This window comes from Bacillus sp. FSL R5-0286 (assembly GCF_038593245.1).
GTDB lineage: Bacteria > Bacillota > Bacilli > Bacillales > Bacillaceae > Bacillus > Bacillus altitudinis.
In genome coordinates, this window is sequence record NZ_CP151977.1 from 3,344,489 (window position 1) to 3,368,773 (window position 24,285).

General features: G+C 40.7%; 26 protein-coding genes. 16 read left to right on the forward strand and 10 right to left on the reverse strand.

The genetic code is table 11. The features are described 5' to 3' along the window. Positions 1-112: 112 nt before the first annotated feature. Entirely contained in the window at positions 113-547 is a 435-nt protein-coding gene (fabZ, locus tag NST24_RS17270; RefSeq protein ID WP_007497564.1) for a 3-hydroxyacyl-ACP dehydratase FabZ, read from the reverse strand. Positions 548-766: 219 nt separating this feature from the next. Between fabZ and NST24_RS17275 the strand changes: the two genes are divergently transcribed. Next, positions 767-1,822, forward strand: coding sequence for a tetratricopeptide repeat protein (locus tag NST24_RS17275; protein ID WP_058337021.1), 1,056 nt, complete (start codon positions 767-769; stop codon positions 1,820-1,822). A gap of 14 nt (positions 1,823-1,836) precedes the next feature. Here NST24_RS17275 and NST24_RS17280 read toward each other — a convergent pair whose 3' ends face one another. From NST24_RS17280 to spoIIID, 4 genes are all read right to left on the reverse strand, one after another. Next, on the reverse strand, positions 1,837-2,655 hold the full coding sequence (locus tag NST24_RS17280) for a flagellar hook-basal body protein (RefSeq protein ID WP_007497568.1): 819 nt from the start codon (positions 2,653-2,655) through the stop codon (positions 1,837-1,839). A 29-nt stretch (positions 2,656-2,684) separates the two neighbouring features. Then, entirely contained in the window at positions 2,685-3,524 is an 840-nt protein-coding gene (locus NST24_RS17285) for a flagellar hook-basal body protein (RefSeq protein ID WP_017360018.1), read from the reverse strand. Positions 3,525-3,658: 134 nt separating this feature from the next. After that, positions 3,659-4,660: a cell shape-determining protein Mbl gene (gene mbl, locus NST24_RS17290; RefSeq protein ID WP_007497573.1), complete on the reverse strand. Its 1,002-nt coding sequence runs from the start codon at positions 4,658-4,660 to the stop codon at positions 3,659-3,661. A gap of 185 nt (positions 4,661-4,845) precedes the next feature. Next, positions 4,846-5,124, reverse strand: a complete 279-nt coding sequence (gene spoIIID, locus NST24_RS17295; protein ID WP_008343327.1) for a sporulation transcriptional regulator SpoIIID — start codon at positions 5,122-5,124, stop codon at positions 4,846-4,848. Between the two features lie 347 nt (positions 5,125-5,471). Here spoIIID and NST24_RS17300 point away from each other — a divergent pair, with 347 nt between their 5' ends. The 3 genes from NST24_RS17300 (at position 5,472) to NST24_RS17310 (ending at position 7,797) form a co-directional block, all read left to right on the forward strand. Then, positions 5,472-5,885 (forward strand): MarR family transcriptional regulator, encoded by a 414-nt coding sequence (locus tag NST24_RS17300; protein ID WP_008343328.1) that lies wholly within the window; start codon positions 5,472-5,474, stop codon positions 5,883-5,885. Positions 5,886-5,900: 15 nt separating this feature from the next. Beyond that, on the forward strand, positions 5,901-7,088 hold the full coding sequence (locus NST24_RS17305; RefSeq protein WP_007497577.1) for an MFS transporter: 1,188 nt from the start codon (positions 5,901-5,903) through the stop codon (positions 7,086-7,088). Positions 7,089-7,197: 109 nt separating this feature from the next. Further along, positions 7,198-7,797: an undecaprenyl-diphosphatase gene (locus NST24_RS17310; protein WP_008343330.1), complete on the forward strand. Its 600-nt coding sequence runs from the start codon at positions 7,198-7,200 to the stop codon at positions 7,795-7,797. Between the two features lie 38 nt (positions 7,798-7,835). Here the strand turns inward: NST24_RS17310 and NST24_RS17315 are convergent, their stop codons facing one another. Then, the gene (locus NST24_RS17315; protein WP_342462053.1) at positions 7,836-9,221 is read right to left on the reverse strand and encodes an MFS transporter; all 1,386 of its coding nucleotides are present in this window, start codon (positions 9,219-9,221) and stop codon (positions 7,836-7,838) included. A 218-nt stretch (positions 9,222-9,439) separates the two neighbouring features. On the opposite strand from NST24_RS17315, the gene NST24_RS17320 reads away from it, so the two are divergent. The 5 genes from NST24_RS17320 (at position 9,440) to NST24_RS17340 (ending at position 13,522) form a co-directional block, all read left to right on the forward strand. After that, positions 9,440-10,285: a transporter substrate-binding domain-containing protein gene (locus tag NST24_RS17320; RefSeq protein ID WP_342462638.1), complete on the forward strand. Its 846-nt coding sequence runs from the start codon at positions 9,440-9,442 to the stop codon at positions 10,283-10,285. Between the two features lie 41 nt (positions 10,286-10,326). Further along, positions 10,327-11,004 carry an amino acid ABC transporter permease gene (locus NST24_RS17325; RefSeq protein ID WP_007497584.1) on the forward strand — a complete coding sequence of 226 codons (678 nt, stop codon included), beginning with the start codon at positions 10,327-10,329 and terminating at the stop codon, positions 11,002-11,004. A gap of 10 nt (positions 11,005-11,014) precedes the next feature. Further along, on the forward strand, positions 11,015-11,755 hold the full coding sequence (locus NST24_RS17330) for an amino acid ABC transporter ATP-binding protein (protein ID WP_045033939.1): 741 nt from the start codon (positions 11,015-11,017) through the stop codon (positions 11,753-11,755). A 192-nt stretch (positions 11,756-11,947) separates the two neighbouring features. Continuing rightward, entirely contained in the window at positions 11,948-13,156 is a 1,209-nt protein-coding gene (locus tag NST24_RS17335; RefSeq protein ID WP_041091425.1) for an ammonium transporter, read from the forward strand. Positions 13,157-13,174: 18 nt separating this feature from the next. Then, a complete protein-coding gene (locus NST24_RS17340) occupies positions 13,175-13,522 on the forward strand; it encodes a P-II family nitrogen regulator (RefSeq protein WP_007497589.1) in 348 nt (115 codons plus the stop codon). 81 nt (positions 13,523-13,603) lie between these two features. Here the strand turns inward: NST24_RS17340 and NST24_RS17345 are convergent, their stop codons facing one another. Then, entirely contained in the window at positions 13,604-14,500 is an 897-nt protein-coding gene (locus tag NST24_RS17345; protein ID WP_041507894.1) for a M23 family metallopeptidase, read from the reverse strand. Between the two features lie 115 nt (positions 14,501-14,615). Between NST24_RS17345 and NST24_RS17350 the strand changes: the two genes are divergently transcribed. The 5 genes from NST24_RS17350 (at position 14,616) to rpsN (ending at position 17,628) form a co-directional block, all read left to right on the forward strand. Next, positions 14,616-15,125 carry a GNAT family N-acetyltransferase gene (locus NST24_RS17350; protein WP_041091423.1) on the forward strand — a complete coding sequence of 170 codons (510 nt, stop codon included), beginning with the start codon at positions 14,616-14,618 and terminating at the stop codon, positions 15,123-15,125. A 227-nt stretch (positions 15,126-15,352) separates the two neighbouring features. Beyond that, the gene (locus NST24_RS17355; protein WP_138279095.1) at positions 15,353-15,775 is read left to right on the forward strand and encodes a DUF5362 family protein; all 423 of its coding nucleotides are present in this window, start codon (positions 15,353-15,355) and stop codon (positions 15,773-15,775) included. 140 nt (positions 15,776-15,915) lie between these two features. Beyond that, positions 15,916-16,065 carry a 50S ribosomal protein L33 gene (gene rpmG / locus NST24_RS17360; RefSeq protein ID WP_003214771.1) on the forward strand — a complete coding sequence of 50 codons (150 nt, stop codon included), beginning with the start codon at positions 15,916-15,918 and terminating at the stop codon, positions 16,063-16,065. Positions 16,066-16,145: 80 nt separating this feature from the next. Next, complete coding sequence (locus NST24_RS17365) at positions 16,146-17,342, forward strand: GTP-binding protein (RefSeq protein ID WP_041507895.1); 1,197 nt, start codon at positions 16,146-16,148, stop codon at positions 17,340-17,342. Between the two features lie 16 nt (positions 17,343-17,358). After that, positions 17,359-17,628, forward strand: coding sequence for a 30S ribosomal protein S14 (gene rpsN, locus NST24_RS17370; RefSeq protein ID WP_008343369.1), 270 nt, complete (start codon positions 17,359-17,361; stop codon positions 17,626-17,628). Between the two features lie 253 nt (positions 17,629-17,881). On the opposite strand, the gene moaA is transcribed toward rpsN, so the two are convergent. Both moaA and fdhD read right to left on the reverse strand, forming a co-directional pair. Next, positions 17,882-18,889: a GTP 3',8-cyclase MoaA gene (gene moaA, locus NST24_RS17375; protein ID WP_017360030.1), complete on the reverse strand. Its 1,008-nt coding sequence runs from the start codon at positions 18,887-18,889 to the stop codon at positions 17,882-17,884. Positions 18,890-18,899: 10 nt separating this feature from the next. Continuing rightward, the gene (gene fdhD, locus NST24_RS17380) at positions 18,900-19,688 is read right to left on the reverse strand and encodes a formate dehydrogenase accessory sulfurtransferase FdhD (protein WP_024718748.1); all 789 of its coding nucleotides are present in this window, start codon (positions 19,686-19,688) and stop codon (positions 18,900-18,902) included. Positions 19,689-19,822: 134 nt separating this feature from the next. Here fdhD and NST24_RS17385 point away from each other — a divergent pair, with 134 nt between their 5' ends. Both NST24_RS17385 and NST24_RS17390 read left to right on the forward strand, forming a co-directional pair. After that, positions 19,823-21,088 carry an OFA family MFS transporter gene (locus NST24_RS17385; RefSeq protein WP_342462054.1) on the forward strand — a complete coding sequence of 422 codons (1,266 nt, stop codon included), beginning with the start codon at positions 19,823-19,825 and terminating at the stop codon, positions 21,086-21,088. Positions 21,089-21,170: 82 nt separating this feature from the next. Further along, positions 21,171-23,519 (forward strand): FdhF/YdeP family oxidoreductase, encoded by a 2,349-nt coding sequence (locus NST24_RS17390; RefSeq protein ID WP_342462055.1) that lies wholly within the window; start codon positions 21,171-21,173, stop codon positions 23,517-23,519. Positions 23,520-23,570: 51 nt separating this feature from the next. Here the strand turns inward: NST24_RS17390 and NST24_RS17395 are convergent, their stop codons facing one another. After that, positions 23,571-24,245 (reverse strand): VWA domain-containing protein, encoded by a 675-nt coding sequence (locus tag NST24_RS17395; RefSeq protein WP_342462056.1) that lies wholly within the window; start codon positions 24,243-24,245, stop codon positions 23,571-23,573. Positions 24,246-24,285 lie beyond the last annotated feature (40 nt).

Below are 24,285 nucleotides of genomic sequence, written 5' to 3' on the forward strand. Positions count from 1 at the left end.
ATCTTTTTTTGTCTAATATGACGTTTTTTTGTCAAAAAAGCAAGTCCTCATCCGCTCTTGCTGAATGTTTCCATATAAAAAACGGTTCATACAAGATGAACCGTCAGACACATTACGATACTTTCGGACCGATAGAAAATGTCAGTTCTGCTTCACATGCCACTTCGCCATCTACTGTTGCAACTGCTTTTCCTTTGGCAACTGGACCGCGAAGACGTGTGACTTCAACCTCTAAACGTAGCTGATCGCCTGGCTTGACCTGTCTTTTGAATCGACAGCTGTCAATCCCTGCAAACAAACCAATTTTCCCTTTGTTCTCTTCTTTACCTAACATGATGACCCCAAAAACTTGAGCAAGCGCTTCTACAATAAGCACACCCGGCATGACGGGGTATCCTGGGAAATGGCCATTAAAAAATTCTTCATTTACTGTGACATTTTTGATTCCAACCGCTCTTTTCTCACCATCAACTTCTAAAATACGGTCAACCAATAAAAATGGATAACGGTGTGGAATAATGTCTTGAATTTGCTGAGCATCAAGCATGTCTTGATCTCTCCTTCTTTTCTATATCGCTAATCTTCATTTGATTCCTATTGAAGTATATTATGAATGCAGTCATTTTTCAATGTTCAGCCAACATTTATGGTAAAAAATAGAATCTATCATTACCTATTGTCATGAAATATAATCCACTCTACACTCATCGTTTTTTCACAAATATGGTAATATATATTACATCATTGATTGAATAAGAGGGTAAAAATGAATTTTATAAGCGATAAATCCATTAAAAAACTTCTCCATTCGTGGTATACAATGCTAAAACATCGACATTTTTCGAAGGCTGAAGAGATCAAAACGTCCTTAACCAAATATAAACGTAGATTGTCAAAGAAACAGGAGCTTCATTTACATTATCAGCTTATGCTTTTTCGGCACCAGCTCTGGATGAACCAAACAGAAGACTTAGAAAAACTGAAACATGAACTCATGCTCCACAAAGATCAAATGAATGATCAACTGCAATATTATTTTTATTTTTTTCTCGGTTTATACGAATCTTTAAAGAGCGATCAAAATGATGCCATTCATTATCTTGAAAAAGCAGAAGAAAAACTGCCCCTGCTAGACGATGAGCTAGAGGAAGCGGAGTTTCATTTCCGTACAAGTGGTGTTTATTATAACAACCGCTATTCACTGTTATCCATTCGACATGTTGAAAAAGCCATGGATATCTTTGCAAAGCACGGGGATATCCACAGCATTTATCGGTGCAAAATTGTGCTCGCCCTTAACTTTAGTGATCAAAAAAAATATGAAGAAGCAGAAGCTATTTTGATTGAAATTATCGAATACGTGAAAATGATTGATGACCAAGAACTGCTTGGTATCGTGTATTATGACGCTGGTTTTATCAAGTCGAGACAGAATCGTCATAAGGAAGCACTAGAATACTTTAAAAAAGCGCTTCGGCTCCCAGCATACCGGAAATCTGCCCACTCCTATGTATCGTGTCTCTATGAAACTGTGCGTTCCTGCTTTAAAGAGGATTTAACTGATGAAGGAATGAAGTATATTCAAAAAGGGCTAAAAGAAGCCGTTGATGCCCAATTTGATCTATTAAGAATCAAGTTCCAAATTTTATTCCTTCTCTACAGCCAAACGCCCAAGGCAGATGAACAGATTGCTACACTCGTCACATGTCTTGAACGAAAAGAAGCCTGGATTGATCTTGAAGATCTGCTTGCAGATGTCTCAGATTTTTATAAAAAAAAGGGCGACTTTGAGCGAGCCGCCTTTTTTATCATGAGAGGCTGACATCCGCCTGCTCATTATCGAATAGTATTAATGAGTCCTAGCATTTGATCGCCCATCGTAATGGTTCTTGAGTTCATCTGATACGAACGCTGTGTTGTCATGAGGTCTGTTAATTCTTTAGACATGTCTACATTCGACGTTTCAAGTGCACCTTGCTGAAGTTGAATGGCCTGACGGTTTGCCCCATTCAGTGCCGTTAAAGCGCCTTGATAGTTGCCGTCGACTGAGAACAAATTTTCTCCTTCAGAGATGAGTGCTGAAGAATTATTCACTTGAACAACCCCAAGATTCACCTGCTGATTCGGTTGATTGCCTCGAGAAATAGCTGTAAGCCGGCCATTTTTATCGATAGAAATATCACGGAAATTCGCATTTAAGACAATCTCATTCCCGTTTTCGTCAAGAATCGGATGGCCTTCGCTTGTCACCAGCTGGACTTGATTCCGATTATTTCCTGGCTGTAAATAAAGAGAGCCATCTCTTGTATACCGGATGTTACCGCCAGCATTGACCTGCAAATACTGAGATGGCGCACCAAATGCAACATCAAGGTCACGGCCTGTTTCTTTAATAGACCCTTGCAATGAGTTAATGGATGCATTGACCATCGTTCCAGTTCCAAGCCTTAAACCAGCAGGTGTCAGACGACTGTTTGCCACCTGCTCATTTTTTTCATCTACCTGATTAAACTGTTGTCTGACCAGCTCTGAAAAACGGGTGTTTTTCGCACGATACCCTGTTGTTTCACTGTTTGCGATGTTATTACTAATGATATCAAGCTGCTTTTGCACCTCGTTCATTGACACAGCTGCATTGATCATCGTTCTAAGCATGAGAATCCTCCTCTCTCTTCATTTTTTCATTAATACACTCTTCCGATTTCGTTCACTGCTTTTTCTAAACTCTTATCATATGCCTGAACCACTTTTTGGTTTGTTTCAAATGCGCGGTAGGCTGTTGTCATTTCTGTATATGATTTCGTCACATCAACGTTCGACAGCTCTGATACACCTTGGCTTAATGTATAGGACATTTGACCGTTATTGACCGCACTTGGAAGAGGCTGATTATCAGCTGTACGGTATAAATCATTTCCTTCACGCGCAAGGTTTCTTGTATCCATTGCAACACGTACATCAATTTGTCCAAGATTTTGTCCGTTTTCACTCACGGTTCCATCTGCGTTCACTTTGAAATTCTCACTTTGAACGGTAATCGGCTGACCCGTCACGGAAAGAAGGGCACGTCCATTGATCGTCAACTGATTTTGATCATTCAATGTAATGGAACTGCTTTTCGTATAACGAACGCCTTCTGGTGTATTCACAGCATAAAAAAGCGCTGACTTTTGATTTGTCTCCGGGTTGATGGGTACATTATTTTCTACTAATGCGATATCCGTTGTTTGATCCGTTGTTTTTAATGTTCCTTGTGTAAATTGAGGAATCAATTCCTGCATGTATGTTCCCGTATTAATTCCGCCAATCGCCGTTTGCTGAGGGATACTAAAGCCTTTGCCTGAAGATGTTTGGAAACGTCCTGATTCCATTCGGCTTAGCAGCATTTCTGGAAATGCGCGCATGGCCCCTTCATCTGCTTTATAGCCTGGAGTATTCGCATTTGCGATATTATTTGAAAGCATTTCTGTCCGCCGCTCTTGAGCGATCATGGCAGATGTTGCGGTGTATAGTCCTTTTAACACGTGCTCACCTCATTCAAATTCTTTCACATGACCTAAAATCATCAGTACACAATCTTCTATGAAATATATCGGCATATTGGCAGGCTTCTTTAATAAAAATCCCCCATTCTTTCTAAAAAGAATGAGGGAAATCATTAGCTGAGTTTACGCTTTGGCAGCTTGTCCATATTATCAAGCATCACGCCAGTACCAACTGCTACACAATCCATTGGATTTTCTGCAACGAAAACTGGTACTTTCAGCTCTTCTGCAAGCAATTGATCAAGCCCGTTTAGAAGCGCTCCGCCACCAGTAATGATGACGCCGCGGTCAATGATATCAGCTGATAATTCAGGTGGTGTTCTTTCAAGAACTTGTTTCGCAGCCTGAACAATGGCAGATACAGATTCACGTAATGCTTCTTCTACTTCTTTGCTTGTGACGGTAATCGTTCTTGGTAATCCTGTCACCATGTCTCGTCCACGAATCGAGATCTCTTCGTGACGTGCGTCTGGGAATACCGTTGCAACTTGGATCTTAATGTCCTCTGCAGTTCGCTCACCGATCAACAGCTTGTACTCTTTTTTAATGTAGTTTAGAATTTCCAGGTCAAATTTGTCTCCAGCCATTTTAATAGAAGAGGCGGTTACAATGTCACCCATCGAGATGACAGCGATATCTGTCGTTCCGCCTCCAATATCTACGACCATGTTTCCACTTGGCTGAAAAATATCCATACCAGCACCAATTGCTGCTACTTTTGGCTCTTCTTCAAGAAATACATGCTTACCGCCGCTTTTTTCAGCAGCTTCTTTGATTGCCTTCTGCTCAACAGATGTAATGTTTGTCGGGCAGCAGATGAGCATACGCGGCTTAGAGAACAGCCCTTTCACATTCAATTTGTTAATAAAATGCTTGAGCATCGCTTCAGTTACTTCAAAATCAGCAATTACGCCATCTTTTAATGGACGAATCGCAACAATATTCCCAGGCGTACGTCCAACCATACGTCTCGCTTCTTCTCCAACAGCTAATACTTTCCCGCTGTTTTTATCAAGAGCGACAACAGATGGTTCATTTAACACAATTCCTTTTCCTTTGACATGAATCAGTACATTTGCAGTACCAAGATCAATTCCAATATCCCTAGCAAACATCTATATATATCCTCCTTGAAAATCTGTTTCCATAGCAAATACCACATTCTGCCCTAATTATATATTCTATCATAATTTGCAGAAAAAAAGATATTTCTTTACAAAAGTCTTTACAAAATTTGTGGTTAGAAACTACCGATAAGAGGAAGATATATATATCATGTTTATGAACAAAGAACTAAAGCTTACTGTTTTACAGGCTCACCTTCTAAAATTTCTTCTTTTTTATACTTTAACTTTGTGGCTTCTCCCCCTCGCAGGTGGCGGATTGATTTATGATAATCCAGTATCTCCTTCACTTCGTTAGCCAGATCTGGATTAATTTCTGGCAGTCTTTCTGTTAGATCCTTGTGTACAGTACTTTTAGAGACTCCAAATTCTTTCGCAATTACACGAACGGTTTTCTTTGTCTCCACGATATACTTTCCTATCTTGATTGTTCGCTCTTTGATGTAATCGTGCACACCACTCGACCTCCCTAAAATGGATGTGAGAAGTGTGAAATGAGATCCGTATCAATATTATCCATTTTCAGCGGCGCTTGTTCGTCTTAATTTCTCATCCATTAGGTAGTAAATGCCAAACACGATCCCTCACCTCAAACACTCTCTTTGTCAGGTTTGTAACAGTGTATTAGCATTGCATAGGGAATATGCTAAAAATGAAGATGGGACAAGGGATTTATCAGAAAAGACAAAACAAAAAATCATTTCGAGTAGCGAAAATTTTCACTTTACAAGCATCGGTGTAACACGTAAAATAGGAAAGGTGAATTTATTTACCTAGATAAATAATGAATAAAGGTGAGCCTATGGATACGTTAAACAGAGAGTGTTTACATCAAATACATCAAAGCGCGCGGCTGCTGTCTAAAAAAGCGAACGAAGCGCTTGCTGCTTATGACTTGTACATGTCCCAGTGGACTGTACTTTTTTGTTTGGATACATTCGGTCCTAAAACGCAAAAAGACATTTGGACCTATTTGAACGTCGAAGCACCGACGATTACAAGAACCGTGACGCGTCTAGAAGCAAACGGCTGGGTGAAACGAGTCCAAGGAAAAGACAAACGTGAGAATCTCATCGTCATGACAGACGATGCAAAAGCAAAGTTTCAAAAAATCAAACAGACGATGGAACAATTTGAAGAAGAATGTCTTTCAGATTTTACCTACGAAGAAAAACAACTCCTCCATACACTTTTACACAAATTATCAACTGAATAGGAAGTGACATACACCATGAACGAACGCATTTGGACAAAAGACTTTATCATGATTGTCCTGGTGAATTTATTTACATTCACCTCTTTTTATGCCCTTTTGACACTACTCCCCATTTACACAATGGATGAATTAAATGGAACAGAATCACAGGGCGGCCTCCTTGTGACGGTCTTCTTATTATCAGCAATTGTGACAAGACCATTTTCAGGGGCCATTATTGAGAAATTCGGCAAGAAACGCATGGCGATTTTTTCTTCAACGGCTTTTGCCCTGCTCACTTATTTATACATTCCAATTGATCAATTCCAAACACTTCTCATGCTGCGTTTCGTGCAAGGAATCTTCTTCAGCATTTTGACAACCGTAGCAAGTGCCATTGCAGCTGATATGATTCCGAAACATAAACGAGGAGAAGGTCTTGGATACTTTGTGATGTCAATGAACCTCGCTGTGGTTATCGGTCCGTTTATCGCACTGAATCAAGTCGGAAAAGTAGGGTTCCATTCTTTATTTCTTCTCTTTTCGATCATCGTCTCTATCGGTGCAGCTTTCACGATGCTGATTAGACAGCCAGAGCCTGAAAACGGCGGAAGTGTCATCTTTCGATTCACTTTTTCTCACCTGTTTGAAAAAGGTGCTTTAAAAACGGCAGCAGTTGGAATCATTATCTCCTTCTGTTACTCGCCGATCATTTCATTTATTTCAGTCTATGCCAATTCCCTGAACCTAATGGGTGCAAGCAGTTATTTCTTCATTGTTTTTGCAGCTGCGATGCTTGGATCACGTCCATTTACAGGCAGACTGTTTGACCGAGTCGGGCCTCATATTGTGATCTATCCATCGATTGCTCTCTTTGCGATTGGTTTATGGATGCTGACCGCTACCCAAACAGCCACCATGCTTCTTTTATCCGGCGCTGTCATCGGTCTTGGCTACGGCTCTTTGGTGCCATGTCTACAAACACTTGCGATACAGCACTCACCAGCACACCGTACAGGCTACGCCACAGCAACTTTCTTTACCCTATATGATACGGGGATTGCCGCTGGATCCTTTGTCTTCGGACTGCTTGTCAGCTTCACAGATTTTTCAAATGTATATCTCATTGCTGGCGTTGTCGTGTTACTCAGCATGGGCGTTTTTTATTGGAGCGAACGAAAACCGCAAGAAGCAAAAGCACAAAAGGTTTCCCTATCAGAATAGGATACTGTTTTAAACTTCACTGAAAACATGCTAAAATATAGGATATTTCAAATGAACAGATAGGTCTTTTGAAAAATAGTTGGCGTTAAGCGAAAGTATAGGTGATGTTTTGAATTACGAATTGTTTAAAGTCATACACGGGATGGCTCATCATTCTGAGTTTTTAGATCAGGCCATGATTTTCATTACGAAAAAGGCCATTCTCGTATATGCCCTCGTCTTATTGATTTGCTGGTTTTTAGGTAATCACAAATTTAAGAAGCATGTCTTCTTTTCTGGTGTAACAGGCATCGTGGCACTCATCGTCAATTTTGCCATTACGCTGTTTTATTATGAAGAGCGGCCGTTTGTGGCGCACAAAGTCGACACACTCATCCCGCACTCAGCAGACGCTTCCTTCCCAAGTGACCACACAACAGGTGCACTGGCTCTTTCACTAGCCATTCGATCCCGTAATAAAAAACTCGGCAATATTTTGCTTGTTTTTGGATTACTGACAGGGTTCTCCCGCATCTGGGTCGGTCATCATTATCCATTTGATGTATTAGGCAGCTTGATCGTATCGATTGTGGTTGTCTTTATCATGAATAAATTATGGAAGTTCTTTGACTCTCCAATTGACCGTATCGTGACATTTTACGAGAACATTGTGGGCAAAATTTTCAGAAGGAAGCAAAAGGACCAAGGATCAGACCTGTCCAACTCTTAAGCGGCTTGCGATAAAGTATGGAAGACCTCTCTTCTACTTTATCCCAGCCGTTTTTTCATTGTTTGTTTTCCGCTGACCATACTCGAAAAATAAAGGCTGACGCTAATGCCGACAAGGGAAATCATGATCAATGTCCAGCCTAATTGTTCAAAATGAGAACCTGCAATTTCCTCACCAAACAGCATGCCAAGCACGGCAGATGATAGAATGGAACCAAGGTACCTGCATGTTTGAAAAAGCCCAGAGGTCGTGCCAATCATTTGTTGAGGGCTCGCTTTTAACATCGCAGCTTGAAGCGCAACATTTCCAATCCCGTAACTGAGTCCAAGCAAAGCAAGAACCAGTCCTTTCCCCCAGAATGGCGCAGGAATAAAAAAGAAAGTCATTGCGGAAGCGCCGGCCAGCATCAGCACAGCACTTGCCAAAACAGGATGCCGTTCATCGCCGCGATCTACCCACTTGCCAGTCAGCGGCGATACCAAAATGCTCATGCCAGACATGCAAAGCATAAAGAGACCTGTCATCTCCACACGCCAGCCCAATTCATCCTGAAAATAACTTGGCAAGCCAAAAAAGAGACAATAGAAGAAAATATTCAAAATGATAAATTGCACATACACAAGCGAAAGCCGTTTCTCCTGCCTGAACATCCGAATTTGGATAAATGGCTCATCCACCTGATATTCCCACCATATAAAAACACCCGCACTCACAAGACAGAGAATGCCCTGTACATACTGAATACCATCAGATAGTGATAATAAAAAAGAAAGCAAAAGGACAATACAAACTGTAAATAGCAACATCCCTGGCAAATCAAGCTTTCGGACAGTGTCTCCGATACGCAATTTTTTCTTCTTCTCCTTAGGAAACAAGGAAAGGCCTAGAAAAAAACTGATCAATATGAATGGCAGATTCACTAAAAAGATCGCCGGCCAGCTGCCGATCGTCATCAAAAACCCGCCAAGTGTCGGCCCGAGTGCTGTCATCGCTGAAGCAAAGATGGACAATACCGCTAAAGCAGAAGCTTGTCGTTCCTTCACATGATCCCGAATCAGTCCAACACCTGAAGGATAGATCGCACTGCTTCCAATCGCCTGAAGAAGCCGGATCACAATCAGCACCGCAAAAGTCGGGGCAAACGGCGCACAAATGGCTGAGACTGCCACTAGAACTAGTCCAAATAAAAATAAGGTTCTCCGGCTCATCACATGATCTCCAATTCGTCCACTCACCGGCTGCGTGACCGCGCTGGCCAAATAAAAGGTTGAAATGAGCCAAGATACCGTCGTAAACGACAAACCGAACTCATGCTGAATTTGATGCAAGGCTAAAGAAATCATTGAGGAATTCAGTGGATTTAACATCGTGCCAAAAGCAATCGCCGTTAAAAAGACTTTTCGGTTGTCTTTCCATTTGATCATACACCCGCCCCCTTCTTTTGACATACACGTTCTTTGTCTATCTCCTCGTTATTATGAGATTCATTTCCCTTTTTTACCCTGATCAATTCAAGTTCTCTCTCCGAAAAGCAAGACATACATTTTAAAAAGGGCAAGTGTTGGAAAAGCGCATATAAAATTGAGAATATGAGGAACAAATGGTAAGATGCTACACATGTTGAAAAGCCTACTTTCTCCTTATACGGAGAACGGCTGAAAAGGAGGAGAAGCTTATTATTAAAAAAAGACGGTTTTGGGTCCCAGCCCTTTTCTCGGTTGCAGTATTACTTCTGTCTTCGTGCGGTTCAAATGAAACAAATGGGAACGGAGATAAACGTAATTCTACAGCGAAAGGGTCGCCGATTTTGGAGGATGGGAAATTTATTTTTGCAGCATCAGGTGAATTCCACCCATTCAGTTACATGGATGGAAACCAGATGTCCGGCTTTGATATTGATGTCGGCAATGCGATTAGCGACAAGATGGGCCTAGAGCCTGTACAGAAAAAATATAAATTCGCAGGCATCGTCGAAGGCGTCAAAGCAGGTAAATTTGATGCGGCCGTTGCAAGTCATACCATCAACGAGGAACGAAAAAAACACGTCCTTTTTTCTCAACCGTATTACTACTCCGGTCCGCAAATCTTCTCAAGACCCGGCGCAGACATTCACAGTGCAGATGACTTAAAAAACAAAGAAATCGCTGTCTCTAAAGGTTCGTCTTATGCGGATATTGCCAAAGAACATAGCGGTCAGGAACCGAAATATTACGACAGTGATGTTGTCGCTTTAGAAGCACTAGCCAATGGCAAACACGATGCGGTCGTCACTGATTTTGCCACAGGTGCAGAAGCCATGAAGAAAAAACTAAAAATTGAAGCACAAGAAAGACTCGGGCAAAGTGAGCAAGCAATTGCTGTCTCTAAAGACAATAAAGAGCTCATAAAAGAAATCAACGATGCGATTGATGCACTCAAAAAAGACGGATCATTAAGACAAATTAGCGAAAAGTATTTTGACGAAGATATTACCGTCAAACAGGATTAAAACCACGATTGTGCGCCTTTCTCCAGGCGCACTTTCTTCAAATGGAGATGATTGTTTTGCCTACCTTATCACATTTTTTTCAAACGCTGATTGATTCTAGAGGCGTTTTCTTAGAAGGAATGCTGCTCACCTTACAACTCACTGTCATCAGTATTTTCATCGGCATGTTCATCGGGCTTTTCTTTGCCTTACTAAAAATATCCCGCGTGGCCGTTTTCGGTTATATCGCAAATGCCTATATCTTCCTTGTACGCGGGACACCACTCATTGTGCAGATTTTTATCCTGTATTTTGGGCTTACAGAATTAAATATACCCGACTTTTGGGCAGCCTCTATTGCGCTTGCCTTCCATAACGGTGCCTATATAGCAGAAATATTCAGAGGGGCGATTCAATCAATCGATCAAGGTCAAAAAGAAGCAGGACGTTCTCTTGGCATGGGGCGATTTCTAACCATGAGACGTATCATTCTCCCGCAAGCGATGCGGCGCGCCCTCCCCCCTCTTGGCAATCAGTTTATTATCGGCTTAAAAGATTCATCACTTGCTGCCTTCATCAGCGTCAATGAACTCTTTAACATAGCCACCACTCAAGGCTCCAACAGTTTTGACAACATGACGTACTTACTTGTCGTGGCTGTCTATTACTTAGTTCTTGTCCTGCTGTTAACATTCGCTGTGCAAACCGTTGAGAAGAAACTATCAGTCAGTGATCATTAGGAGGAGAAGCATGACAGAATCAAAAGAGATCATTCGTGTTGAAAAACTGAATAAACACTTTGGAGAGCTGCATGTCTTAAAAGATATCGACCTCACTGTATATGAAAATGATGTCGTCGTCTTAATTGGTGCAAGCGGCTCTGGGAAAAGCACCTTACTCCGTTGTATGAATTTTTTAGAAATAAAAAATGACGGTCAGATCATCATTGATGGCAGTCCCGTTCATCCAAAACGAGATCAATTAAACGAAATGAGGCAGAAAATAGGCATGGTGTTTCAGCATTTTAATCTCTTCCCGCACAAAACCGTGCTTGAAAACATCATCGAAGCACCGGTCATGGTGAAAAAAACAAAGAAAGCACAAGCGATAACTGAAGCCAATGTCTTATTAGAGAAAGTCGGACTAGCGGATAAAGCAAAAGTGTACCCTTCAAAGCTATCAGGCGGTCAGAAACAGCGCGTTGCCATCGCACGAGCTCTCGCCATGAAGCCCGATGTCATGTTATTTGACGAGCCCACTTCTGCGCTGGACCCAGAGCTTGTAGGAGAAGTGCTGCAAACCATGAAAAGTCTTGCCAAAGAAGGCATGACAATGGTCATCGTCACTCATGAAATGGGCTTCGCAAAAGAAGTAGCTGACCGAGTTGTTTATATGCATGAAGGACGAATTGTCGAACAAGGTACCCCATCAGAATTATTTGATTCTCCTCAAGAGGAGCGAACCAAATTGTTTCTCAGTTCGATTTTATAGGTCAAACGCCCTTTATTTTCGTCGTTCATACACGTTTATTCTCATTTTTTACGAACTTTTCATCCATTTATATTGATAATGACCAAAAAACCATGTTAGATAAACTTACACGAATATGTTATATATGACTTTTCTCTCTATAATGAAGAATTAAGAAATCTATTAATTCTGAATGATTCGGGGGAATGCAGCATGCAAATGGGTGATACAGTATTTATGTTCTTCTGCACACTACTCGTGTGGTTAATGACACCGGGTTTAGCCTTATTCTATGGAGGACTTGTGAGAAGTAAAAACGTGTTAAGTACGACAATGCACAGCTTAACCTCACTAGCCATTGTCTCTATCGTCTGGATCGTGTTTGGCTATTCACTGGCCTTTGCGCCAGGCAATGCATGGATCGGAGGCTTTGACTGGGTTGGACTAAAAGGCGTTGGCTTTGAACCTGGTTCATATAGTGACACGATTCCACATTCATTGTTCATGATGTTCCAAATGACCTTTGCTGTCCTCACAACAGCCATTATCTCTGGTGCCTTCGCTGAACGTATTCGTTACTCAGCGGTGGTCGTGTTTACGCTTCTTTGGGTCACATTTGTATACGCTCCAGTCGCACACTGGGTATGGGGTGGCGGCTGGATTGGCGAAATGGGAGCACTTGACTTCGCCGGTGGAAACGTCGTCCACATATCATCCGGTGTGGCTGGTCTAGTCGTAGCCATTGTTCTCGGGAAGCGAAAAGAAGCGGCAAGCTCTTCTCCGCATAACTTGATCTACACACTTCTTGGCGGAGCTGTGATTTGGTTTGGCTGGTTTGGGTTTAACGTAGGAAGTGCCCTCACATTAGATAGTGTCGCCATGTATGCCTTCATTAACACCAATACAGCAGCTGCTGCAGGAATCATCGGCTGGCTGTTAGTCGAATGGATGATCAACAAAAAACCAACGATGCTAGGTGCAATCTCTGGAGCCATTGCTGGCCTAGTAGCGATTACACCTGCCGCAGGTTTTGTCACACCATTTGCTTCAATTATCATCGGAATCATCGGCGGAATCGTTTGTTTCTGGGGCGTCTATTCACTTAAAGCCAAGTTCGGCTATGATGATGCACTGGATGCATTCGGTCTGCACGGAATCGGCGGTACGTGGGGAGGCATTGCTACAGGCCTTTTCGCCACTACATCTGTCAATGATGGCGGAGCCAACGGCTTATTTTACGGCGATCCAAGCTTACTTTGGAAACAAGTTGTCGCCATCGTGGCCACATACGTCTTTGTTGCAGTTGTCACATACGTGATCATCAAAGTCGTCAACATCTTCTTCAAGATTCGCGCAACTGAAGAAGAAGAATCAGTCGGTCTTGATTTAACGATGCACGGCGAAAAAGCATATCAAGATTAAAGAAAAAGGGGTGTCTCTATGAGCAAAATGTATAAAGTGGAGATTGTCACACGTCCAGCTAATTTTGAAACATTAAAGGTGGAGCTTGGAAAGATTGGTGTCACCTCGATTACCTTTTCCAATGTGCACGGCTGCGGATTACAAAAGGGACATACGGAACTATACCGTGGCGTCAAAAAGGAAAGCAATGTGTACGAACGTTTAAAGATTGAAATCGTCTTAAGCAAAGTACCTGTTGAACAGGTCGTGGAAACGGCTCAAAAGGTACTTCGTACAGGAGAACCAGGGGATGGGAAGATTTTTATATATGAGATAGAAAATACAATCAACATTCGGACAGGTGAAGAAGGACCTGCCGCCTTATAATCCATCCTCCGCCGAGTGCGGGGGATTTTTTAAGACAGAAAAAAACCTCTGCATATTCATATACACAGAGGCTGCAAGGTATTAAGATTGTTTTGTTTCTTCTGACTGACTGCGGTCTTTAGAGGAATCAGAAGACTTTTCTTGATCAGAGGATTTCCCCTTCTCATCAGACTTATCTTCAGATTTTTCTTCAGCCGGCTCTTTTGCCTTATCGTCAGCAGCAGGTTCCTTCATTTTTTCATCAACCTTTGGCTGAGCAGGTTCTTTTGCTTCTTCCGTCACTTCTTGCGCTGCTTTTTCAATGGAAGAAACAGGCTTATCAATGAAGCTAAGTGGATTAAGCGCTAAACCTTCCATACGAATTTCAAAGTGAACATGGTTGCCGCTTTCAGCACCATATAGATTCTTACCAGAAGCACCGATGACATCATTCTGCTTTACTTCATCGCCTTCTTTTACACTCACTTGAGACAACGATTGATAAACAGTAGACAATCCATCTTCATGTTCAATTTCAACAACGTGACCGAGAACTGGATCTTTTTTCGCCTGAACGACTGTTCCACTAAGAGCAGCTGTGACATCAAACACTTTGCCATCTTTATCTGCAAGATCAATACCTTTGCTTAAGGTATAGGTGTTATTATAGTTTACAAGTGCTGCTTCTTTTTCTTTTTGATCAGCATCTGCTTCATAGAACTTTTTCACGACAGAAACATTCTCAGAATTCTGGACCGGCATAGCGACATTTTCAATTGGCTTTCCAACTTCAACGGCATCATCACGCTGTTCTTGTCCTGTTTGATTTCCATCAGATAGTTGGTCTTTCACATCTTTCGATACAGCTTGATACCAAAGAACGGCTGTTAACACGACCGCTGCGCTGACCAAGTAAATAGCAGGGAATACCCAGCGCTTACGGAAAAATTGCTGAACTTTTGTGATTTTGGAAGTACGTTTCTTTTCTTCCTCTCTCATTTTTCATCACCTCAGCAACATTCTGAACACTTTTCAAAAAATATATACACACGAAATCATTTTTCTTTTTATTTTGCGCAATCGCATCAATAATATGTATGATGAATGAAAAAAGATGGGGGTACATATAGTGAAAACTTTCAACCGCATGGCAACAGAAGATGACCTCAAAGAGATCGTCGATATCTACAATTCAACGATTGCTTCAAGAGAAGTAACGGCCGATACAGAACCTGTTACAGTAGAAGACCGCCGTCAGTGGTTTTTGAATCATTCGGAGAAACGTCCTCTCTATGTGAAAACAGATGAGGAAGGAAATATCTACGGTTGGCTCAGTTTTGAAACGTTTTACGGCAGACCTGCATACAACGGTACTGTTGAAATGAGTATTTATTTGAACCAAAACTATCGAGGAAAAGGTTTAGGGTCACTGTTCTTACAAGAGGCGCTCGAATTGGCACCCTCATTAGGCATCCGAACGTTACTTGCCTTTATTTTCGGCCACAACGAAGCCAGCATCAAATTATTTAAGAAGCACGGCTTTGAGACTTGGGGACATTTGCCACGCATCGCAGAAATGGACGGCAATCGGTACGACTTAGATATTTTAGGAAAAGAATTATAAACTGAGCGTCTTTGAAGAAAGAGACGCTTTAGATTGTTGACAAAGGGCTAAATTGAACTTTAATTTAGTCCTTTGTCTTCTTTTCAGATTGATAGTTCGAAAATCATTTAATTATCATAAAAAGTAAATAAATGATGAAAAAAAATCAATTGATCAACATTCACTCTTCCTAAAGTACTACATGCTCCAGTATGATAAAGAATGAGTACATAAAGGAGTGAACACAATTGCAACAAACTGAGAAAATCATTCAATCTCTTCATTCAATAACAAAGTGGGGAAAGGTTGGGAGCATCTTTCTCTATATTTCAGGTGGTCTATCCATCCTCAGTGGGTTTTGGCTTGTTCTTCCTGCTGCCATTGGCGTTTTTCTGATTATGATGGGAATTCATGTCCAAAAATCCGTGAAAGCAGCTGAACAATTGATTCAAGCGCCTGATACTTCTTACGAAGAATTATTGGAACAATATGCCAAGATGATGAAAATGCAAACACTGTTTGCGATTTCAAGTATCGCCACAGTTATTCTCTCATTCATCGCGATCGTTTTGATGTTTATACTAGGCGGACTAGCCTTTCTCCAAGAACTCCCTACCGATGTCCAACAGTACGAAGATTATTACGAAGAAGAACTTGGTGACTTTTATTAATAGAAAGGGGTATCAATGAAATACGATACCCCTTTTTTATTTGAGTTGGCATAGACTTGATACTAAACTTGACAATCAGCCTTTATCATTTTAAAATACAAATCGTAATCATTACGAAATAAAGGAGGATTATAGCAATTATGCGCGTGAAAATCACCTTAGCCTGTACTGAAACAGGTGACAGAAACTATATCACTACAAAAAATAAACGAACGAACCCAGACCGATTGGAGTTAAAAAAATATTCTCCACGATTAAAGAAATACACCCTTCATCGGGAAACAAAATAATTTTTAAGATTTAAATCGTAATCATTACTATATAAGTGAGGCGGCATACAAAATGAGCATGTTCAAAAGGACTAAAACAAATGGATAAAAGAATACCTGTCACAGTTCTAAGCGGCTTTTTAGGAGCTGGAAAAACCACGATATTAAATCATGTTCTTCAGAATCGTAAAGGGCTAAAAGTAGCTGTTATTGTCAATGACATGAGTGAAATAAACATTGATGCGGAATTAGTTAAGCAAGGCGGCGAACTCTCTCGATCAGATGAGAAACTGGTTGAACTATCTAATGGTTGTATTTGTTGCACATTGAGAGAAGATTTATTAATTGAAGTAGAACGCCTTTGTAAGGCTGGGAATATCGATTATATTGTCATTGAATCTACAGGTATTAGTGAACCAATTCCTGTCGCTCAAACTTTCTCTTACATTGATGAAGAAATGGGCATAGATTTGACACGTTTTTGCAGATTAGACACGATGGTAACGGTGGTAGATGCAAACCGTTTCTGGACAGATTTCCAGTCAGGAGAAAGTTTATTGGATCGTAAAGAAGCAGTTTCAGATGATGATGAACGAGAGATTTCCGATTTACTTATTGATCAAATCGAATTTTGTGATGTGCTCATTATCAATAAATGTGATCTTGTATCAGCATCAGAACTAGATCGGCTTGAGCACGTATTAACTAAACTTCAACCAGAAGCAACCATTATTAGAACCTCTAAAGGTAACGTACAGCCTAGTGATATTTTGAATACTGGTTTATTCGATTTTGAAAAATCTAGTGCTTCTGCGGGCTGGATCAAAGAAATCAATGCTGGACACTCTCAGCATACGCCTGAAACAGAAGAATACCAAATCTCATCTTTTGTTTATGAAAGAAGGCTTCCTTTTCATACTGGCAGACTGAATGCATGGTTAGATCAAATGCCAGAGCAAATCGTTCGAGCGAAAGGATTTACATGGCTAGCGACACATCATGATTTAACCATTTTAATTTCACAAGCCGGAAAATCTGTGGCAATTGAACCAATCGCATACTGGATTGCTGCCTTGCCTGAGCAAGAACGATCACGGATCTTAAATCAGGAACCAGACATTCTAGATGAGTGGGATGCAGAGTTTGGTGATCGACATACAAAACTTGTCTTTATCGGTGTAGATTTACCTAAAGCAGATATTATTCGTACACTAGATCAATGCTTACTTACACCTGAAGAATTTGATCAAGATTGGACAACGTTTGAAGACCCCTTTCAATGGAACATACACACTTAAACCAGGAGGGTTTTAAATGGCAAAGAAATCAAAAATAGCAAAAGAAAAAAAGCGGCAGCAGCTCGTTTTGAAATATGCACAATTAAGGAAAGAGCTAAAAGAAAAAGGTGACTATGAAGCTTTGCAGAAACTACCTAGAGACTCTTCACCCACTCGCTTAAAAAACCGCTGTGAACTAACTGGTCGTCCTAGAGGTTACTTGAGAAAATTTAAAATGTCTCGAATTGCTTTTCGTGAGCTTGCCTATAAAGGACAGATTCCAGGAGTGAAAAAATCGAGTTGGTAAAGATTGATTTGATCTTAGCATAGTTCCTGTCAATGTAAAGCAGAACAAAATGAATAAAAATCTCTTTTTCATCCTTACTCCGTCAATTTTGAGGTACAAAATAGCATTTTAAAAAACAGCAGAATCTCTGCTGTTTTTTTATGGGACCGAGCTTATAGGAAAGATTGTCCTGATGTTAAAAGAAGATTTTCAACATTGATTATAGCATTTTCTCTTCTTTTCAAAAATCGATGATCATGATACTTTGTTGTCATTACCCGCCGATGTAGGACATCTCAACTTTTTTCTGATCTTTCTTTTGCTCTCTCTCAGCTGAATATTGATCCTGTCTGTTTGACCAAAGTTCCTTCAATATGTTCACTAGGTATTCATCATTTTCTGAATTACGGATGAATCGTCTCAGATCAAAACCCGATGATGCAAAAAGACAGGTGAATAATTCGCCACGTGCAGATAGTCTAGCTCTATTACACGATCCACAAAAAGCATCTGAAACGGAAGAAATAATGCCAATCTCTCCTGACCCATCCTCATAAAAATAACGCTTGGCTACTTCCCCTTGATATCGAGGAGGTTCTGGTTTGATAGGGTATTTTGAATGAATTAGCTCCATAATCTCTTTTTTCGTCAATACATGCTTGAGGTTCCATTTGTTCGTATTGCCAACATCCATGAATTCAATAAATCGTAGAATGTGTCCTTCTTTTTTAAAATAGGCTGCCATTGGTAAGATATCTTGATCATTCACACCTTTTTGGACAACCATATTGATCTTAATAGCAAGTCCAGCTTTTTTTGCAGCCTCTATCCCATCAAATACTTTTTGGATAGAAATGTGTCTTCCATTCATCTGCTTAAAACGATCTGGATTTAAAGAATCTAAACTAATGGTGACTCTATTCAGACCTGCTTTCTTTAGCTTATCTGCGTACAAAGGTAACAGCGTTCCATTGGTTGTCATCGCGATGTCTTCAATACCTGGAATTTTTGCGAGTTTTTCTATCAAAACGGGCAAATCTTTACGCATTAAAGGTTCACCGCCTGTAATACGTAATTTCACCACACCTAATTCCTTTGCAAAAAGCGCAGCAAGTCGTTCAATTTCCTCGAAGCTAAGCAGCTCTTCTTTATCTAAAAAAGGATAATCTGGTCCAAAGATTTCAGCAGGCATACAGTACGTACATCTAAAATTACAGCGATCTGTTACGGATATTCTTAAATCGCGCAATGGTCGATGTCTTTTATCCAAAATACTGACCATACTTAGCCTCCTATTCTGTAATACGCTGATGATGAGTATAGATATTAAAAGATTCTCCTCTTACGAATCCAACTGTTGTTATATTTAATTCTTCTGCCATTTTAAGTGCTAACTCAGTAGGAGCTGATTTTGATATGACGATTGATACTCCTAATTTTGCTGCCTTCAAGAGAACTTCAGATGATATCCGGCCGCTAAATACAAGGATTTTATCTCTCAGTGGGATTTTATGAAGTAAACAATATCCATAGATTTTATCCAACGCATTATGCCGTCCTATATCCGTCCTAGTGATGAATAGCTTTTCTGTATCACACAGTCCAGCATTATGGACACCACCAGTATGTTGAAATAACTGACTTTCCTCCTGTAAACATTTCATTAAATGAATACAAGTTTCAGCAGAAATACTGATTCGGTCAATGGCTGTTTTTGCCGTCTTCACATCTTGGAGAAAATAAAAATGTCTTCCTTTCCCACAGCAAGATCCGATCACTCGTTTTGTAAAATCTGAGGATTGGAACTGAGTTGTGTGATGTAAGTCAACATATGCAAAACCCATACTTTCATCTATTGTAAACCTTTTAATCTCTTTTTCAAATCGAATGACTCCTTCTGAAGCTAAAAAACCGATCACCAATTCTTTCAAATGATCCGGTGAACAAACGAGTGTGACAAACTCTTCACCATTCACCAGCACGGTTAAAGGGAATTCTTCTACAACTTCATCTGTTTTACATGTCATTTGACCTTTGCGATATTGGTGTATGCGCCGTTTCGTTTTAACAGAAGGATTCATGATCTGATCTTCCTTTCAACACAAATTTAGTTATATGAACCAGACGAATTGTGATATTATTTTAAAAAGTCATAAAAATGTAACATATTTCTATCTTATCAAACTTTTTGTTTGCTTTATATGGAGGGAACACAATGAATAAAACAAAAAATCGTTGGCTGATCGCTACAAGTGCTGTGGGGATTCATTTATCTATCGGATCTGTTTATGCATGGAGTGTTTTTACGAATCCTTTACATCAAACCTTTCAATGGTCATTAACAGAAATAAGCCTGACATTTAGCGTCGCTATTTTATTTTTAGGTTTATCAGCTGCCTTTATGGGGCATTTCGTTGAAAAGTATGGGCCGAGGGCATCAGGGCTCTTCTCAGCTATTTTCTTCGGCATTGGGATGACTGGATCAGGGTTTGCTGTCCACATGTCTTCATTACCTCTCCTCTATTTATTTTATGGTGTACTCGCTGGAATCGGATTAGGTGTAGGCTATATTGCTCCAGTATCAACATTAGTCAAATGGTTTCCAGATCGAAGAGGACTCGCAACGGGTTTAGCCATTATGGGTTTTGGATTTGCTTCTCTGATTTGCAGTCCCATTATTCAATTTCTCATTGAAAAAGTTGATATTGCAAATACCTTCTATATTCTCGGAATCTCTTATTTTATCATCATGGTCGTTTCATCTCTTTATTTATCACCACCAACACCTGATGATGTCAAACAATTTAACGTGCTAAAAACAAGCCAAAGGAAAATTCCTCAAGATTTATCACAGCTCACCGCAAATGAAGCCATTAAAACACGGCGTTTTTATTATTTGTGGGTCATGCTCTTTATTAATATCACATGCGGAATTGCTATTATTTCTGTAGCATCACCGCTTGCTCAAGAAAGTGTTGGTTTCACGGCGGGTGCAGCAGCTACTCTTGTTGGAATTCTAGGTGCTTTTAATGGGCTAGGACGGATCGGATGGGCATCCTTCTCTGATTATATCGGAAGGCCAAATACGTATACGATTTTCTTTACTATACAGCTCATTGCTTTTCCCTTACTTCCCTACTTAAAAGAACCGCTCATCTTTTCAATCGTGATGGCGATCATTTATACGTGCTACGGAGGAGGGTTTGCTTCAATTCCAGCCTATATCGGAGATTTATTTGGTACGAAGCAGCTAGGTGCCATACACGGTTATATTCTCACCGCTTGGGCCGCTGCTGGTTTAGCAGGACCTTTATTTTCCTCCTTTATTCGTGACATTACAGGCAATTACACACAAAGTCTCATGGTCTTCTCTGGCCTATTTTTCATTGCGTTTATCATATCTCTTCTCATTCGGAAGGATATTAAACAACTTCGTGAATCAAATCTTACTGCTCCTTCTTCTGTCACGGTCCGCTCTTAATATGAATTTGACAGAATGACAATCTACAGGTAATTTTTAGATATGAAAACGCTTTACAAAATGATAGGAGGGTGACGATATCATGGGAAAAACAAAACACAAGGGGCCTATTAAACTCAACAAAAAACCCTCACCAAAGCTATGGGCCTCTTTTGCTCCTATGGGGCTTGGAAAAGTAAAACCGAAACACATTCGAGACACAATGAAAGTGGCATGGGAGAACAAAGATAATCTCCCCTATGCGTACCGTATATTGACTCAGGGCGTTTGTGACGGCTGTGCTCTTGGTGTATCAGGTTTATACGATCAAACACTAGCAGGACCCCATATATGCACTACAAGACTGAATGTGCTACGGCTTAACACAATGCCAGCTATTGATCCAAAATGGTTCGAAGATATTGAGCGGCTCAAACAAATGGATAGCACGTCTCTTCGAAAACTTGGGCGTATTCCTTATCCCCTGATTCGAAAAAAAGGTGAGAATGCCTTTACACGCATTTCTTGGGATAGTGCATTAGATCAAATCGCCGCTAAAATCAAATCCATTGATAAACGTCAGCTTGCTTTCTATTTAACGGCTAGAGGGATTACAAATGAAGTGTACTATACTGCGGCGAAAGCTGCGCGATTTATTGGAACAAATCATATCGATAATGCTTCTCGTATTTGCCATTCACCAAGCAAAACCGCTCTTAAACGCTCCCTTGGTATAGGTGCATCCAGCTGTAATTACAGTGATTGGATTGGAACAGATGTATTGATATTTTGGGGCTCTGTTGCAGCAAACAACCAGCCGGTTTCGACTAAATATATGTACGCCGCTAAAAAGAAAGGAACCAAAATCATTGTCATCAATCCATATAAAGAGCCTGCAATGGAAAAATATTGGGTCCCTTCTATCCCAGAAAGTGCTTTATTCGGCACAAAAATAGCGGATGATTTTTATCAAGTCAATATAGGCGGCGATATTGCGTTTATGAATGGTGTCATCAAACATTGGTTTGAAATGGAAGAGCAAGCGCCTCATTCCGCTCTTGACCATGAATTTATCCAAGCACATACAACCGGCATAAAAGATGTAAAGCAGCATGTCAATCAGTTAAAATGGTCGGATCTCGAAGCATCGTCAGGCTTATCTAAAGAAAGAATGAAGGAATTCGCTGTACTGCTTGCCAATGCCAATTCAGGGGTGTTTATTTGGAGTATGGGTCTCACTCAGCATCGCTTTGCAACTGATAATATATCTCAAGTCGCAAACCTTGCCATGTTACGCGGATTTATTGGCAGAAAACATTGTGGCGTTATGCCTATTCGTGGCCATAGCGGTGTCCAAGGCTCAGGCGAAATGGGTGCCGATCCATTCGTATTGCCCGGCAGTGATTTTGATGAAGAGAATATTAAAAGAATCGAGAAGATATGGGGATTTGATATTCCAAAATGGCATGGTGACACGATTGGGCAATCATTTGAAAAAATGGCTCTTCCAAAAGAACATCCGCAAAAGCTGAAGATGCTGTTTACTAGCGGTGGAAACTTTTTAGAAACGATGCCAAATCCTGAAGCGATTGAAAAAGCACTATCCGAGCTTGAACTCCGTGTCCATCAAGATATTATTTTGAACACCTCTACACTGGTAGAAGCAGAAGAGACTGTGATTGTTCTGCCTGCAATGACAAGATATGAACAGCCAGGCGGCGGTACATCAACCAGTACGGAACGCATGGTGTATTTCAGTCCGGAAATTGAAGGACCTCGCATTGAAGAAGCCAGAGCTGAATGGGACATTTATATTGACCTAGCAAAAAGAGTTCGCCCAGAAGACGCGAAGCTGATTCATTTTGACCATGCTGAAGACATTCGTCGTGAGATTGCCATCGCAAATCGGAACTATGATGGGATCCAGCATTTGCGTCATAAAGGGGATGTCTTTCAATGGGGTGGCGCATGGCTTTGCGAAGATGGGGTGTGTCCAACACCGGATGGAAAAGGACACCTACTCCCAGCACAGCTGCCTCAATACCGAAAAACTGAGGGGCATTTCAATATCACGACAAGACGAGGCAAGCAATTCAACTCTATGATTTACAGTGAAAAGGATGCCTTTAATGGTGGAAAGCGGCATTCTATCTTGATGAATGAAGAAGATGCGAAAGAGCTTTACGTCCAAGAAGGCGATCCCGTTGTCCTTTTTAATCAATATGGATCCTACCAAGGAGTTGCTCAATTCGGAGAGCTGAAACGTGGAAATATCGCAGTTTATTGGCCTGAAGGAAACGTGTTAATACCAAAAGGGGTTTACGAAAGCTATTCTCAGATTCCAGAATACAATACCACCGCAATATTAGAAAAAGCCGAAACCTTTCATGCAAGAAAAGATCAGCACTACGTGGAGAAACGGATTGATGAATTGGAAACGACTTTAAATTGATCCTTAATGAAAAAACAGCTGGGGGTTTCTCCCCAGCTGTCTATTCACATTCTATTGACCAAAAGAGTTCGCTTCTTTTTGAAGAATATGATTCAATTCTTCTGCATTTGCTGCTGGTTGATATTGTCCACCACCAGATTTGGCAACAGATTTTAGACTTTTTGCTTCTTTTTCATTTACATCGAAGCCAATGATATTGACGATTGTGTCAATACCTTCTTCATGTAATTGCTTTGCTGCTTGTGATGGGCTTCCGCCACATGTTTCCTCACCATCGCTGACAACATATACAATATTTTTTCCTTTAGCTTGGTGATCTTCAAAATCTTGTTTCGTATCAGTTAATGCTTTGGCAAGTGGTGTCCATCCTGTTGGACCATACACATTTAGCGCTTGTTGAAAGGTTGCTTGCTCATATGTTCCAAATCCATAAACTGCTTCGGAACTTGCACAAGAAACGGCTTTTCCTGCATTTTTATTCGTTCCTTCATGACCAAAAACACGAAGCAAGACTTGTGTATCTTCTGATAAAATACTTGCGAAACTTTGGATCGAGCGTTTTGCGATATCGATTTTCTTTTCGCCTTCAACCGATTGTGCCATGCTTCCGCTTAAATCAAGTAAAATCACCACATGAGCAGGCTCCTTTTTCGTTACAGCATGAGCTGGTGAAGAAAGAAGCAGAACAAGACTCGCTAAAATGGTTAATATAATATTTCTTTTCATTAAAAAATCTCCCTTTTTTTCATTTGTACAGAAAAAGAGA